General features: G+C 70.5%; 11 protein-coding genes. 4 read left to right on the top strand and 7 right to left on the bottom strand.

All coding sequences use genetic code 11. The features are described 5' to 3' along the window. Positions 1–22: 22 nt before the first annotated feature. A complete protein-coding gene (locus ACH4U8_RS01905) occupies positions 23–679 on the bottom strand; it encodes a TrkA family potassium uptake protein (RefSeq protein WP_078974936.1) in 657 nt (218 codons plus the stop codon). Beyond that, positions 679–1,341: a TrkA family potassium uptake protein gene (locus ACH4U8_RS01900; RefSeq protein ID WP_360312946.1), complete on the bottom strand. Its 663-nt coding sequence runs from the start codon at positions 1,339–1,341 to the stop codon at positions 679–681. Before ACH4U8_RS01900 ends, ACH4U8_RS01905 begins: the two co-directional genes overlap by 1 nt. A 149-nt stretch (positions 1,342–1,490) precedes the next feature. Here ACH4U8_RS01900 and ACH4U8_RS01895 point away from each other — a divergent pair, with 149 nt between their 5' ends. Continuing rightward, complete coding sequence (locus ACH4U8_RS01895) at positions 1,491–3,623, top strand: APC family permease (RefSeq protein WP_395775556.1); 2,133 nt, start codon at positions 1,491–1,493, stop codon at positions 3,621–3,623. 281 nt (positions 3,624–3,904) lie between these two features. Then, positions 3,905–5,272, top strand: coding sequence for a class I SAM-dependent RNA methyltransferase (locus ACH4U8_RS01890; protein ID WP_395775555.1), 1,368 nt, complete (start codon positions 3,905–3,907; stop codon positions 5,270–5,272). Between the two features lie 1,040 nt (positions 5,273–6,312). Here ACH4U8_RS01890 and ACH4U8_RS01885 read toward each other — a convergent pair. Together ACH4U8_RS01885 and ACH4U8_RS01880 are read right to left on the bottom strand one after the other, a co-directional pair. Further along, positions 6,313–7,506, bottom strand: a complete 1,194-nt coding sequence (locus ACH4U8_RS01885) for a hypothetical protein (RefSeq protein WP_395775554.1) — start codon at positions 7,504–7,506, stop codon at positions 6,313–6,315. Beyond that, positions 7,503–7,859, bottom strand: coding sequence for a hypothetical protein (locus ACH4U8_RS01880; RefSeq protein ID WP_395775553.1), 357 nt, complete (start codon positions 7,857–7,859; stop codon positions 7,503–7,505). Before ACH4U8_RS01880 ends, ACH4U8_RS01885 begins: the two co-directional genes overlap by 4 nt. Before the next feature lie 281 nt (positions 7,860–8,140). Here ACH4U8_RS01880 and ACH4U8_RS01875 point away from each other — a divergent pair, with 281 nt between their 5' ends. Then, positions 8,141–8,692 carry a hypothetical protein gene (locus tag ACH4U8_RS01875; RefSeq protein ID WP_395775552.1) on the top strand — a complete coding sequence of 184 codons (552 nt, stop codon included), beginning with the start codon at positions 8,141–8,143 and terminating at the stop codon, positions 8,690–8,692. 42 nt (positions 8,693–8,734) lie between these two features. Beyond that, positions 8,735–9,658, top strand: a complete 924-nt coding sequence (locus ACH4U8_RS01870) for an LLM class F420-dependent oxidoreductase (RefSeq protein WP_360317371.1) — start codon at positions 8,735–8,737, stop codon at positions 9,656–9,658. A 132-nt stretch (positions 9,659–9,790) separates the two neighbouring features. Here ACH4U8_RS01870 and ACH4U8_RS01865 read toward each other — a convergent pair whose 3' ends face one another. The 3 genes from ACH4U8_RS01865 to ACH4U8_RS01855 all read right to left on the bottom strand — a co-directional run bounded on the left by ACH4U8_RS01865 (position 9,791) and on the right by ACH4U8_RS01855 (position 13,783). Beyond that, positions 9,791–11,449, bottom strand: coding sequence for a hypothetical protein (locus tag ACH4U8_RS01865; RefSeq protein ID WP_395775551.1), 1,659 nt, complete (start codon positions 11,447–11,449; stop codon positions 9,791–9,793). A 44-nt stretch (positions 11,450–11,493) separates the two neighbouring features. Continuing rightward, positions 11,494–12,267: a hypothetical protein gene (locus ACH4U8_RS01860; RefSeq protein ID WP_379987868.1), complete on the bottom strand. Its 774-nt coding sequence runs from the start codon at positions 12,265–12,267 to the stop codon at positions 11,494–11,496. 550 nt (positions 12,268–12,817) lie between these two features. Then, positions 12,818–13,783 carry a substrate-binding domain-containing protein gene (locus tag ACH4U8_RS01855; RefSeq protein ID WP_360317377.1) on the bottom strand — a complete coding sequence of 322 codons (966 nt, stop codon included), beginning with the start codon at positions 13,781–13,783 and terminating at the stop codon, positions 12,818–12,820. Positions 13,784–14,151 lie beyond the last annotated feature (368 nt).

The raw sequence follows: 14,151 nt of genomic DNA, 5'->3' as shown, positions 1-14,151 counted from the left end.
GTCCACTCCACCGCGTTGTCGGTCAGGCCGACAACAGCTCTTCCAGTTCCTCTTCGCGATGCGGCGCCGCGACGAACAACAGTTCGTCGCCGGCCTCCAACGAGTCGTCCTTGCCGGGTACCAGTACGCGGCCCTCGCGGATGATCGTCACGAGCGCCGTGTCCTCGGGCCACGCCACGTCACCGACGCGGGTGCCGACGAGGGCGGCGTCGCCCGGGAGGGTCAGCTCCACCAGGTTGGCGTCGCCCTGGCTGAACCGCATCAGCCGGACCAGGTCACCGACGCTGACCGCCTCTTCGACCAGTGCCGACATCAGTCGCGGCGTGGACACCGCGACGTCCACCCCCCACGCCTCGTTGAACAGCCACTCGTTCTTCGGGTTGTTCACCCGGGCGACCACGCGCGGGACCCCGTACTCGGTCTTGGCCAGCAGCGAGACGACCAGGTTGACCTTGTCGTCACCGGTCGCGGCGATCACCACGTTGCAGCGCTGCAGCGCGGCCTCGTCGAGCGAGGAGATCTCGCACGCGTCGGCGAGCAGCCACTCGGCCTGCGGCACGCTGTCCACCTTGATGGCGTCCGGCGCCTTGTCGACGAGCAGCACCTCGTGGCCGTTCTCCAACAACTCGGCCGCGATGGAGCGACCCACCGCCCCCGCGCCCGCGATTGCGACCCGCATCAGCTCTCCTCCGGCGCTTTCTCGAAGGCCGCCTCGACGGCGGCCACATCCGCCTGGTGCATGACCACGTGCACGAGGTCGCCCTCCTGGATCACGGTTTCGGAGGTCGGCAGGATGCCTTCGCCCAAACGGGTGACAAAGGCGACGCGTGCGCCCGACGCCTGTTCGAGCCGGTTGATCCGGTGGCCCACCCATGCCGAGTTCACGTGCACCTCGGCCAACTGCACACTCCCGGACGGATCGCGCCACAGCGGCTCCGCGCCGCTGGGCAACAACCGGCGCAACATCTGGTCCGCGGTCCAGCGCACGGTGGCCACCGTCGGGATGCCCAGGCGTTCGTAGACCTCGGCCCGGCGCGGGTCGTAGATCCGCGCGGCGACGTTCTCCACGCCGAAGGTCTCGCGGGCGACGCGCGCCGCGATGATGTTGGAGTTGTCGCCACTGCTGACCGCCGCGAACGCGCCGGCCTCTTCTATACCGGCCTCGCGCAGGGTGTCCTGGTCGAAGCCGATGCCCTTGATCCGGCGGCCGGAGAAGTGCGACCCCAGCCGGCGGAACGCGGACGGATCGCGGTCGATGACCGCCACCGAATGCCCCAGCTCCTCGAGCGTCTGGGCCAACGTGGAACCCACGCGCCCGCAGCCCATGATGACGATGTGCACGGCCGTCCTTCCGGATTTGGTCCGTTGTGCCCGGTCTGATGCTCGTATGTGGTGTTACCAGGGTGGCAGACCTCGCCGAGACGTTACACGTGGACGCCTTACGGCATGCCCCCGGCCCGGCGAAAGTCGATGGGCTTACGATCACCTGCGTGTCAAGACTGACCGATCTGTCCAAACGCATCCTTGTCGGCCGAGCCCTGCGCAGCGACAAGCTGTCCGAGACGCTCCTGCCGAAGCGCATCGCGCTGCCCATTTTCGCCTCCGACGCACTGTCCTCCGTCGCGTACGCGCCGGACGAGATCCTGCTCACCCTTTCCATGGCGGGAATGGCGACCTACCACTTCTCGTGGAAGGTCGGACTGGCCGTCGTCGTGGTCATGCTGACGGTCGTCGCCTCCTACCGCCAGAACGTGCACGCCTATCCCAGCGGCGGCGGCGACTACGAGGTCGCGAGCGTCAACCTCGGGCCCAACGCCGGCCTTACGGTCGGCAGCGCGCTGCTGGTCGACTACGTGCTGACCGTGGCGGTGTCGGTCTCCTCGGGGGTGGCCAACATGGCCTCCGCGGTGCCTGCGCTGGAATCGAACAAGGTGCTGTTGGCGGTCGGCCTGGTGCTGCTGTTGATGGCGATGAACCTGCGTGGTGTCCGCGAGTCGGGCAAGCTCTTCGCGGTTCCCACCTATGCCTTCATGGCGGCCATCCTGGGGATGACGCTGTTCGGCCTGATCCGGGCCTCCACCGGCGCGGACATGGAGGCCGAGAGCGCCGGATTCCACATCGAGGCCGAGGACAGCTTCAGCGGCTTCGCGCTGGTGTTCCTGCTGCTGCGCACCTTCTCCTCCGGTTGTGCCGCCCTCACCGGCGTCGAGGCGATCAGCAACGGCGTTCCCGCGTTCCGCAAGCCCAAGAGCAAGAACGCCGCCTCCACGCTGCTGCTGATGGGCACCATCTCGGTGACCATGCTGATGGGCATGCTGGCGCTGGCCAACATGACGAAGGTGCGTTTCGCGGAGAACCCGGCCACCCAGATCCAGGGAGCGCCCGCCGACTACGAGCAGAAGACCGTGGTGGCGCAGGTCGCCGACGCGGTCTTCGGCGGCACGTTCGCATCACCGCTGTTCTACCTCGTGCTCGCGGTCACCGGCCTGATCCTGATCCTGGCCGCGAACACCGCGTTCAACGGCTTCCCGGTGCTCGGCTCGATCCTGGCCCAGGACCGCTACCTGCCCCGGCAACTGCACACGCGCGGCGACCGGCTCGCGTTCAGCAACGGCATCATCATGCTGGCCGCGTTCGCGATCGTGCTGATCATCGCGTTCGACGCCGAACCCACCAAGCTGATCCAGCTCTACGTCGTCGGCGTCTTCGTGTCCTTCACGATGAGCCAGGCGGGCATGATCCGGCACTGGACCCGGCATCTGAAGACCGAGGCCGACCCGGCCGCGCGCCGCCGGATGATGCGCAGCCGGGTGATCAACGCCTTCGGTCTGTTCATGACCGGCACGGTTCTCGTGATCGTGCTGGTGACCAAGTTCGCCCAGGGCGCCTGGATCGCGATAGCGGCGATGGGCTTCCTGTTCCTGCTGATGAAGCAGATCCGCCGGCACTACGACCGGGTCGCCGCCGAGCTGGCCGCGGTCGAGATCGACGACACCAAGCTGCCCTCGCGCGTGCACGCGATCGTGCTGGTGTCCAAGCTGCACAAGCCGTCCCTGCGGGCGCTGGCCTATGCCCGATACTCGCGCCCCAACGTGGTCGAGGCGGTCACCGTCAACGTCGACCCGGCCGAGACCGAGTCGCTGCGCCGGGAGTGGGACGAGCGGGGTATAGAGGTGCCGCTCAAGGTGCTCGACTCGCCGTACCGCGAGATCACCCGACCGGTGATCGAATACGTGAAGTCGGTGCGTCGGTCCAGTCCGCGCGATGTGGTGAACGTGTACATCCCCGAGTACGTGGTCGGGCGCTGGTACGAGCAGATCCTGCACAACCAGAGTGCGCTGCGGCTCAAGGGCCGGCTGCTGTTCACACCCGGGGTCATGGTCACCTCGGTGCCGTGGCAGTTGGAGTCCTCCGAGCGGCTCAAGGAGCCGAAGGCGTGGGTCGCGCCGGGGTCGGTGCGGCGCGGGCCGGCGCGGACGCCGCGCGGCGGGGACGGGAAGCGGGGGTCGGGGGAGCGGGCGGAGAGTCGGCCGGTGCGGCCGGAGAATCGGTCGGGTGGCTCGGGTGGTTCGGACCGGTCGGGTGGGTCGGGTGGTTCGGGTGGTTCGGGTGGGGAGTCTTGACGGGCGTTTGAGGTGCGGTCGGCGGGTGCTCGGCCGGGGGTGTGGGCCGGGTCTGGGCGCCTGGTGTCCGGGCCGGGGGGTGTGCGGGCGGCGGTGGTGGACGGCGCGTCGTGACGGTGGGCGCGGCTTGTTCGGGTAGGGACTACCCTGGATGCGCGCCCACCTCCGTGAGGCGCTTTCTTTGTGTCGCCGTGTCGTCCCCGGGCGTCGCCGTCGGGCGCCGCCGGCCGAGGGACCACCGAAACCCCTGTCGATGTTGTACGAGTTGTACGAGGAGTGCCGTGCCTGTCGGATCGACCACCCCCGAATCGGACCAGTCCCTGCGGGGTGAGCGGTACGAGGTCGAGATCGGCCCGGTCGCCCACGGTGGGCACTGCGTGGCCCGCCACGAGGGCCGCGTCATCTTCGTCCGGCACGGACTCCCGGGCGAGCGGGCCGTCGTGGAGATCACCGACGGTGGACCCACCTCGCGTTTCCTGCGCGGCGACGTGGTCGAGGTGCTGGCCGCCTCCCCGGACCGGATCACCCCCGCGTGCCCGGTGGCCGGCCCCGGCATGTGCGGCGGCTGCGACTGGCAGCACGCCGCACCCGCCGCGCAGCGCCGGCTCAAGGCGGATGTCGTGGCCGAGCAGTTGTTGCGGCTGGGCAAGGTCGACGTGCACGTCGAGGTCGAGGCCGTGGACAGCCCGCCCGGGATGGCCGAGGGCCTCGGCTGGCGCACCCGCGTGCAGTTCGCCGTGGACCCGGCGACCGGCCGCGCGGGGCTGCGCAAGCACCGCTCGCACGATGTGCAGCCGATCGACTCCTGCCCGATCGCGGCGCCCGGCGTCGAGGAATTGGGTATCGAGGCGCACGAGTGGCCCGGGGTGGCCTCGGTCGAGGCGGTCTCGGCGACCGGTTCGCTGGATCGCGCGGTGACCGTGGTGCCCGCCGAGGGCGCGGACGGGCGGATGCCGATCGTCGAGCTGAACCGCGCGGTGTCGGTGTTCCGTGCCGACGACAAGGGCCGGGTACGCAAGGTGCACGGGCGACCGGCGGTGCGCGAGGTGGCCGCGGGACGGACCTGGAAGGTCTCGGCGGGCGGCTTCTGGCAGGTGCACCCGGCAGCGGCGGACGTACTCGTGCAGGCCGTCGTGGCGGGACTGGAGCCGCGACCGGGCGACCTGGCGCTCGACCTGTACTGCGGAGTCGGGCTGTTCGCGGGCGCGATCTCCGAGCGGTTGGCGGACAGCGACACGATCATCGGGATCGAGAGCTCCAAGCAGGCGGTCGAGGACGCGATCCACAACCTTCGGGACGTGCCGGGTGCGCGCTTCGAGACCGGCACGGTGGAGAAGGTGCTGGGCCGACCCGGGTTCCTGCGCCGCGCGGACATCGTGGTGCTCGACCCGCCGCGTGCGGGTGCGGGCAAGGCGGTCGTCGAGCGGATCGCACGGCTGACCCCGCGTCGAGTCGCCTATGTGGCGTGCGACCCGGCGGCACTGGCCCGGGACGTGGCGTATTTCGCGGGGGTCGGGTTCAGGCTGCGGTCGGTGCGGTCGTTTGATTTGTTCCCGAACACGCATCACGTGGAGTCGGTGGCGATCTTGGAGCCGGCGCCTCGGGAGGCTCGGGGGACTCGGCGGGATGGTGGGCGGGGGCGGCGGTGAGGTTGGGGCCTGGGCGGGGGCCGGGCCGGGACCTGGGTCGGGGTCGGGGGCAGGTCGGGGCTTGAGGGCTTCGGGCTGAGGGTTCGAGGGCTTCCGGCTGAGGGCTTGAGGCTGGGATTGGGGCCGAGGGCCGAGGGTCGTTTGGGCGATGCTGGGCGTTGGGTCGGGGCCGGGGTCGCATCGATGGTGGTGAGGGTCGGCGGGCGGGTGTAGGGCGTTTTTGTGTACAGGGCTGCCTCGGCTTGGTCGGGGTGGCCCTGTTGCGTTTGTGGGGCTTGGGCGGGCCGAGGTCGCGGGTGGGGTGGGCGGCGAAGCTCGGGGCCGACCTGGTTGGCCCGCTCCCGATCCTGCCCCGGCCCGAGGGTCCGGCTCGACCTACGACCTACGCTCACCCCATCACCGCGCTGCTCACTTCGGCTGGGGTGTCCCACCCGGTTTACGACCGGATGTCGGGTACAGCGTTGGGACTCACCGGCTCGCCGCGCTCACGACCTGGACCGGAATATCCGGCGCAGCTCATTACCGACGTTCATCCCCTTGCCGCGCTTACGACCTCGGTCCGAGTGCCGGGGCCGATAGCCGGGCGAGGTCGTGAGCGCGGCGAGGGGATGAACGGCGGTCGTAGGGCGGGTTCGAGATCCGGGGCGGGGTCGCGAGTGGAGCGAGGGGTGGGGCTCGGTCGCATGTCGAGTCCGACATCTGGGGCTCGGTCGTGAGTGGAGCGGGCGGGGCTGGTCAGTCGTGAGCCGGGCGTGGTGGGCGGGGCGGGGTCGCGGGCTTGGCGGGCGGGTGGGCGGCTTTCGGCGATGCGGCGTTGCTTCTTGTCGGGCGCCTTTGGCGCCGGCTCGCGAGGGGCCACTTTTTGCTCCCCCGCTGACGTTCCTCCGCAAAAAGTGGCCCCTCGCTCGTGACTTCGTGTCCCTGCGCTTCGCACCGGGCCACGAAGTCTTTGTTTTGCGGCTCCGCCGCTCTCCGCGCTGCGCGCGTCGATCACCGGGGTGGGGCTGGGTCGGGGGCGCTGACGCGCCGGGGGTGGGTGGTCAGGTTGGGGGGTGGGGTGGTTCGGGGGTGGTCCACCAGGCTTCGGGTGGGTGGGTGGTGTAGCGGCTGCGGGGGCGGGGGGTTGGGGTGGGGGTGGTGGGGGTGCCGCCGGTGGTGGGGGCGGTCAGCCATGTGGGTGGCAGGGGGGTGGGGGGTGGGTCGTTGTGGGTGGTGGTGCCGAGTGGGTTGGGGAGGGGGGTGGCGGTGTGTGCGGCGTCGTGTGTGGCTGCTGGGCTGCCGGTGCGCAGGCCGGGTGCGATGCGGATGCCGGTTACCGGGGGGATCGGGGGCGAGGGGGGTGGGGTGGGGCGGCGTACGCGGGGGCCGATTCCGGCTGGGAGGACCTGGCGAGGGTCTCGGGGTAGGGGGGTGCCCATGACGGGCGGGGGTGGTGGGGGCGGTGGGCAGCTGGATGGTGGGGGTGGGGTGAGGGGCGGTGTCGGTGTGGGTGGGGCTTCGGGGGGTGGTGGGGGCAGGGGCGGTGTGCTGTTGGTCAGACAGGTGGGGATTGGTGTGGACGGTGGTGGTGGGGGCGGCACTGTCTTGGGTGCTTCGGAGGCTTGGGTGACTGCGGGGGCTTCGGGGGGTGGGGCTTCGAGTGGGTCGCAGGATGTGGGTGGGGCGAGTGGGGGTGGCGGGGGTGAGAGGGGGGTGATGTTGCCGGGGTCGGTGGTGGTGGGGTTGATGGTGCTCGGGTTGGTGGGGGCGGTGGTGTTCTTGGCGCAGGGTTGGCTCGGGGGTGGGGTGGTGGTGGGGGGAGCGTCGGCGGGGAGGTTGGTTTTCGGTGTGGCGTCGGTGTGCGGCGGAGGGGGGAGGGCGGGTAGTCGGTCGCCGAGGTCGCGGTATACGTCCTCCAGGCGTGTGGCGGCGGATTGGGCGGCTGTGGGGTCGGTGGCTTGCTCTTGGGCCAGGTTCAGGGCGTGGGCCGCCTTGTCGAGGTGCTGGTGCAGCGCGATGCCGTGGGCGGCGAGTCGGTCGGCGGTGTCGGCCAGGGTGTGACAGCGGGCGGTGAAGCGTTCGGCGCCGCCGCCGGTCCAGATCTGGGCGCCACGTCGGGCGGTCTCGGCGAGTGCGTCGCGCAACTCGGCCAGCCGGACGGCGGCCAGGCGCCAACCGTCGGCCGCTGCGGCCACCTCGCCGGGGCGGGCCGCGTGAATCGCCGCGTACGTGTCCACGGCGTCGGGGGTGCTCATCGCGAGGCCGCCGTCCGCAGCAGCGTGCCGACCTCGGTCTCGGTGGCGGTGAACCGGTCGGCGGTGTGGCCGAGTTCGATCCGGGTGGTGGCCAACTCGGCGCGAATCCGCGCCAACAGCTCGACCATCTCGGCCGCCGCTCGGCGGTGTCGGTCGGTCAACTCGGCGGCGCCCGGGAGCGTCCCCAGGGCATCGGGGCCAAGGGCGGTGTCGGCCGCGACCCGGGCGGGCTCGGCGAAGCAGCCGCGCGCGAGGTAGTCGGCGCCGATGTTGTGCAAGCGCCGGACCAGTCCGTGCAGTTCGCCGGTATCGACCGCGTAGCCCGTTGTGCCTTCGCCGTCGGTGCGGGACATGCCACCACCCCCTGATGAGTACGTGAGCCGAGTGCTGCCTGCTCGGGAAACGATCAGGTTGGCACGTGGTCACTCCGCGTGCCCGGCTGCCTGTGGACAACCCGGAGACACATCACCCCGAAGAGTGAAACCCGCCGAAAATCCGCTTGGTTGTCCACAGATTGTTCGACGGCGGGCGATTCGTCCGACCCTCGGGCGCAATCTGGAGGCGTCGTGAACACACCGGACGAACTCCGGCGAACTCCGGGCGACCCGGACAAGCACCGCACGAGGGAGCGATCATGCACACCATCGAGACCTTCGCCGAACTGGACGACGAGCTGGCCACCGTCGATTCCACGCCGCGCGCACTGGCCGCCGTCGCGCTCGCGCTGCACACCGTGCAGCAGGTGGTGCACGCGTGGAGCGGCAAGCCGGACCGGGGCGGCTGCCTGTGCCGGGTGGCCGACGAACTCGGGGACGCGCGGGAGATCGTCGGCCGGATCGTGGGCCCCGATTGCGCCGCGGTCGTTCCGCTGCCGGGCGGAGACCCGGCCGCCGTGCCGATCGCGGGCGCCGCCCGGGTGCTCGGGCGGGTCGCCAAGGTGCTCACGCTGCTGGCCCGACAGGGCGTCGCGGACAACCCCTGCGGGGACTGGGCCAGGTTGGAGCCCGCCCAGCGGCGGGCCTGCGCGGCGGCCTGGGCGATCGTTTTTCGCAACCTGGTGCGGCTGCGTGCCGCCGAGGAGACCGCGACCTGGTCGGGCCTACCGCATCGGCACGCCCCGGCGATCCCGCCGCGCCGGCGACGCGGTGTGGCACACGTGGTGCCCTTTCCGGCGCGGCTCGCATGATCGAGTCCGGTGGGCGGCGCGTCCTCGGGGGAGGATGGGCACATGGATCTGCGTATCTTCACCGAACCCCAGCAGGGCGCGACCTACGAGACGCTCCTGAGCGTGGCCAAAGCCACCGAAGACCTCGGTTTCGGGGCCTTCTTCCGCTCGGACCACTATCTGCGCATGAGCGGCGACGGCCTGCCCGGTCCCACCGACGCCTGGATAACGCTGGCCGGGCTGGCCCGGGAGACCAAGCACATTCGGCTGGGCACGTTGATGACGGCGGCGACGTTCCGGCTGCCCGGCGTGCTCGCGATCCAGGTCGCGCAGGTCGACGCGATGTCCGGCGGGCGCGTCGAACTGGGCATCGGCGCGGGCTGGTTCGAGCAGGAGCACACCGCCTATGGGATCCCGTTCCCGCGCGAGAAGTTCGACCGGCTCGAAGAACAACTGGACATCATCACCGGCCTTTGGGACACCCCGGTCGGCGATACCTTCGACTACGACGGGCGCTACTACTCGCTGGCCGACTCGCCCGCGCTGCCCAAGCCCGCGCAGCGCCCGCACCCGCCGATCCTGATCGGCGGCTTCGGCGCCAAGCGCACACCGGCGCTGGCCGCGCGCTTCGCGAACGAGTTCAACATCCCGTTCGCATCGGTGCAGACCAGCGCGCAGCAGTTCGACCGGGTGCGCGACGCGCTCGCCGAGCACGGTCGCAAGAGCGAGGACCTGGTCTTGTCGAACGCGCTCGTGGCCTGCGTGGGCAAGGACGACGCCGAGGTGGCCCGCCGCGCCGCGGTGATCGGCCGCGAACCCGCCGAACTCAAGGAGAACGGTCTCGCCGGCTCGCCCGCCGAAGTGGTCGACCGGATCGGTCGCTTCGCCGAAATCGGCTCGACCCGGATCTACTTCCAGATCCTGGACCTGCACGACCTGGACCACCTGGAGCTGATCGCCTCGGAGGTGATGTCCCAACTCGGCTGAGCCGAGGGCCCCGCGGCCATCGGCGGCACGGGAAAGGGCCCTGTCGCAGCCCGTGCGCTGCGACAGAGCCCCTCTCTCACCCCACCGCCCCCGGTGCTACAGCGGGCGGCCGTTCGGTGTGTTCCCCCGTCGTCAGACGGTCGCGGGAGTGTCCCCGTCGTCCTCGCCGAAGGTGCCACTGCCGGCAAGCAGCGTGCTGCGGGTGCCGCGGCTGCGGTACCACATGACGCCGCCGATCATCAGGAGCGTGCCGCCGGCGGTGCCGAGCAGGCGCGGGTCCAGCAGGGCACCGGTGTGCGCGAGCCCACCGCCTCCGCCGCCGTTGCCGCTCCCGGCCGAACTGCCGGAGCTGGTGCCGGTCGTGGTGCCCGTGGTCGTGCCGGCGGTGGTGCCCGCGGTGGTGCCCGCGGTGTCACCGGCGGTCGTGCCGGTCGTGGTTCCGGTGGTCGTGCCCGCGGTCGTCCCGGCGGTGTCACCGGCCGTCGTGCCGGTCGTGGTGCCCGTGGTGGTGCCGGTGCTCGAACCGTTGGTCGCCCCGGCACGCGTGAGGGTGACCTTGAAGGGGCGCTCCACCTTGGGTCCGGTCTCGGTGGTCGTGACCGTCAGGATGTAGTCGCCGTCCACCCAGGGAGCCGCCGCCCGGGGGAAGGGGGCGAGTGAGGCCGTGAACCGACCGCCGGCATCGGTTGTGGTCGTGGGTAGTTCGACCGGGGCGAACGCGGTGTCGTTCTTTTTGGTGATCACGGCCTTGAACGGCACATTCGCGGGGAAGTTCGTCAGCGTGAGGGTGTAGTTCACCTGCACACCGGTCGCGTCGGGAATCTTGATCTCGTCGTTGAAGCCCACGGTCGGCGTGACGGTGGCCAGCACCTTCCAGGCGGTTCCCTCGAGCTTCAGGTTGACCCGGGCGAGGTCGTTCGTCACGACCGCGCCGGCGTCGTCCAGGCACTGGGCTCGGATGCGGTAGTCACCTTCGGCACCGCCCGAGATGATCAGCTTCTGCGTGATCGCCGGCTTGCGGTCCGCGGGAAGGGCCTGGGGCGAGAACCCGCCGATGCGCGTCTCGGTGCCGCCGCCGGGAGGGGTCAGCAGGAACAGGAACTTCGTCGCGCCCTGCGGGCATGCCTTCAACGAGGTGATGTTCCCCTTCGTCAAGAGCTCGCCGGTCGTGGGGTCGAGGACGAGGGTGTCCTCCGCGCCGGTCGGCGGGGTGGTCGTCGGCGGCGTGGTGGTCGGTGGCGTGCTGGTGGGCGGCGAGGTGGTCGGGGGCTCGGAGGTGGGCGGAGCCGCCACGCTCCACGTCTTGCCGTCCGCCGCGTCCGCCGTCGTGATGTCGACCGACGCGGGTTCGCTCAACAGCGTGCCGATGTCGCTTACGCACTGCGCGGTCAACTTGAACGTGCCCGTGAGGTCGGTCCCCGCCAGGAACAGCCGGATCGCCGTGGTGCGGTTGGGGATCCGATCACCGGGAAGCTCGTCGCCGACCTCGCCACCGATCAGGCGCGGCGCGGTCAGCGTGCCCCCGCTGACGCTCCAGCGGAAATTGGTGGCCGGCGCCGCACAGGGCACCGTCGCCTTCATCGTCACCTTGGTGTCGATCTTGCCGGTACCCGGAGCGACGACGATCGTCGGAGTCGGGGAACCGGGGTCGGCCGCCGCCGCGAGCGTCGGCATGGCCGACATTACGAGCAGCCCGGCTCCGCACGATGCCAGCACGCGCGCGAGTCTTAGGCTCATCTGGTCAACTCCGTTGAGAGGAAAGGAAACGGGGACGGATCGCAAGTGGGCCACCGGGAGGATTCCCGGCGGCCCAAGGCGTTGTCACCGACGCCGCGTCACCACCACAGGCGGGACGAGTCGAGGGTGATCGAGACCGAGGAGGTCGCCTTCGAGTCCGTGCCGGAGAGCACGAGCGTGTAGGAACCGTCGGCCACGGACGCCGGGAGCGTCAGCAGCGCGCCGCCCCAGGTGCCGTTGGGCGCGATCTGCGGCTGCAACGAGACGGGGGTGGCGGTGCCGTCGGCGGCACGCACGACACCGTCCACGTGCTCACCGGGCGCGAAGCCGCGGAACAGGACCAGACCGAAGCGCAGGGCGCCGATCTTGGTGGGCAGCGCGCGGACCTCGGGCGAAAGCGAGCTCCACACGCCGCTGTTGACGCGCAGGTCGACCGAGGCGGGCTCGGTGATGGTCAGCACGCCGTCCGCGCCGGTTGTGTAGCACTGCGCGACCAGCTTGTGCGCGACGCCTTCCTGCGCGGCGGAGCCGACCGGGAAGAGCGCCCGCAGGCCGACGACCGCGGTGTCCGCGACCTTGTCGGCGGGCAGCGGCGTACCCAGGAACGACCCACCGAAGACCCGCTCGTTGGCGTCGGGCGAACGCACGACGAACCGGAAGGCGGTCGCGTCGGGGCCACAGGGAACGCTCGCGCGCACGGTCGCCTTGCCGGTGGCGTCGGCCGGACCGTACAGCGGGCTGACCTTGATGGTGCCCGATGCCGTGGTCGCCGAAGAAGTGGGTGCGGCGTCCGTGGCGATGGCCGGCACCGCGGCGATCGCCAGCGCGGCCGGAACCGCGACGGTGAGCGCGAGCAGACGACGAAGCTTCATGAAATGCCCTTCCGGGGTCAATGGGATCGAGCAAAACAGCACGCGGCGACCTGGTGGGCGTCCGCGGGGGAAACGTCAGGGGCCGGTGATGGCAAACGGATGAGCGATCCGCCACCGTCGGGTGAACTTTGGCTCGAAAGCCCCTGGAGTCGTGCGACCGGTGAACCGTGGTACCTCGGCCCGGCGTCGATCAGGGCCTGAATGCGAATGGCCCGGATCGGGAGCTGCGCGGGGCCTGGGCCCAGTCGATGAACACCGCACGAAGGTCGGAGTATTCGCACGGCAGGTGCTTCTGATCGGGCCGGACGCGGTGCTTCCCGGGATCGGACTCCGGTCTGTGCCGACGCACCCGACGATGTCCCGGAGCCGAGTGGTGGTCGGGTTCGCCGGAACCTCCGGCTTGTCGCCGCGGCCACCGAACCCGTCACCGTACCGATCCCGCGCACCCTGCCCCGCCTGGAACTCTGCGGAGGCGACGGGCCGTCCCTGAACCCCCGATTCGGGACGGCCCGTCACTCGATCACATGCTGCGGTGTGGCTCGGGCGTCGACTAGGAGACGAAGCCGAAGGTGGTCCAGATCGGGAGCTGCGCGGGGGCCTTGGCCCAGTTGATGAACGCGATGGTGTCCGTGTCGGGCTCGGTGTCCAGCGGGTCGTAGACGAAGTAGACCGAGCGGTTACCGATGAAGCCGGTGGCGTTGGGCGCCTTGCCGTCGATGCTGCGCGGGGTGAAGCCACCGGTGTGGTTGGTCACGCCCGAGGCGGGGGTGGTCTGCTCGCCGTACGCGGCCTGCGAGTAGGGGATGATCGCGTTGTTCGAGAGGATCTGCGGCGCGTCGCCGCGGTTCTCCTGCGCGCTCTGGTTGACCGTCGCGGCGCACGCGCCGTTGGCGGTGGCGGTCGGGTCGAAGCCGAGCACCTTGTCGATGAACTCCTGGCGGGTACCGGAGCCGGCCTGCGGGATGTGCTTCTCGATCGTGCCCGACAGGCTGGAGTTGATCTGGTTCCAGTCGGTGATCGTGCACTTGTAGATGTCCTGGAGCTGCGCGCGGGTCACGTTGGTCGGCGCACCGGGCTTCTTGGTGGCCCAGGTGACCGCGTCACCGGCGACGCGGGTGAAGGTCAGCGTGGTCTCGGGCGTGCCGGCCTTGGGGCCACGCGAGGACCGGATGAAGCTCAGGCAGTTGGCGCTGGTACCGGCGCGCTCGGCCAGCAGGGCGTTGATGCCCGCGCTGGAGCCGTTCGGCCACGGGTTCTTGCCGGTACCGTACTGGGTGTCACAGGCGGCCTTGCCGGTCGCCTGGCCACCGGCGGGAACGCCGGCGTTGACGGTTATCCAGTTGTTGCCACCCGGGTCGACATTGGCCGCATAGTCCGAGCCGAGCGCCGCGGTGACGTTCTGCAGCGTGTCCGAACCGGCGTTGACGTAAGTGGCGGCGTTCGCCGAGGCGTTGGCGCCGACGACGAGGGCCATGGCGGCGGTCGCGGTGCCCAGTACGGTGGCGGTCTTGCGCATGCTGAAGACGCTGGACATTCGAAGTCTCAACTCTCTCTTGGCATTTGCTGGCCGTCGACCGCAGTGGCCGACGCCGACAACGCTGCCGGCGGCTTGATCGTCGTGGGATGTCCGGCAGGGAAACGGGACCGGGCCCAACGAGGCGTCGACGCGAACGAGCCGCGCCTGTAACGGAAACCGGATACGCCGGAACCCCGACGGCACGGATATGACGCCTGCCGTACACCCTCGGCACCGGTTGTTTCCGTAGCGGACAGTCGCCGGGGTGCTGCGCTCTGGTTGTCTCCAGGCGAGGGGCATCCGGCTTGATCGCCGGGCGACATGACGAATGGTCAGGTCGGTTCGCCACCCGCTTCCAGGAGCCGACA

It is taken from the genome of Embleya sp. NPDC020886, assembly GCF_044333915.1.
GTDB lineage: Bacteria > Actinomycetota > Actinomycetes > Streptomycetales > Streptomycetaceae > Embleya.
This window is presented reverse-complemented; position numbering and strand designations above follow the sequence as displayed.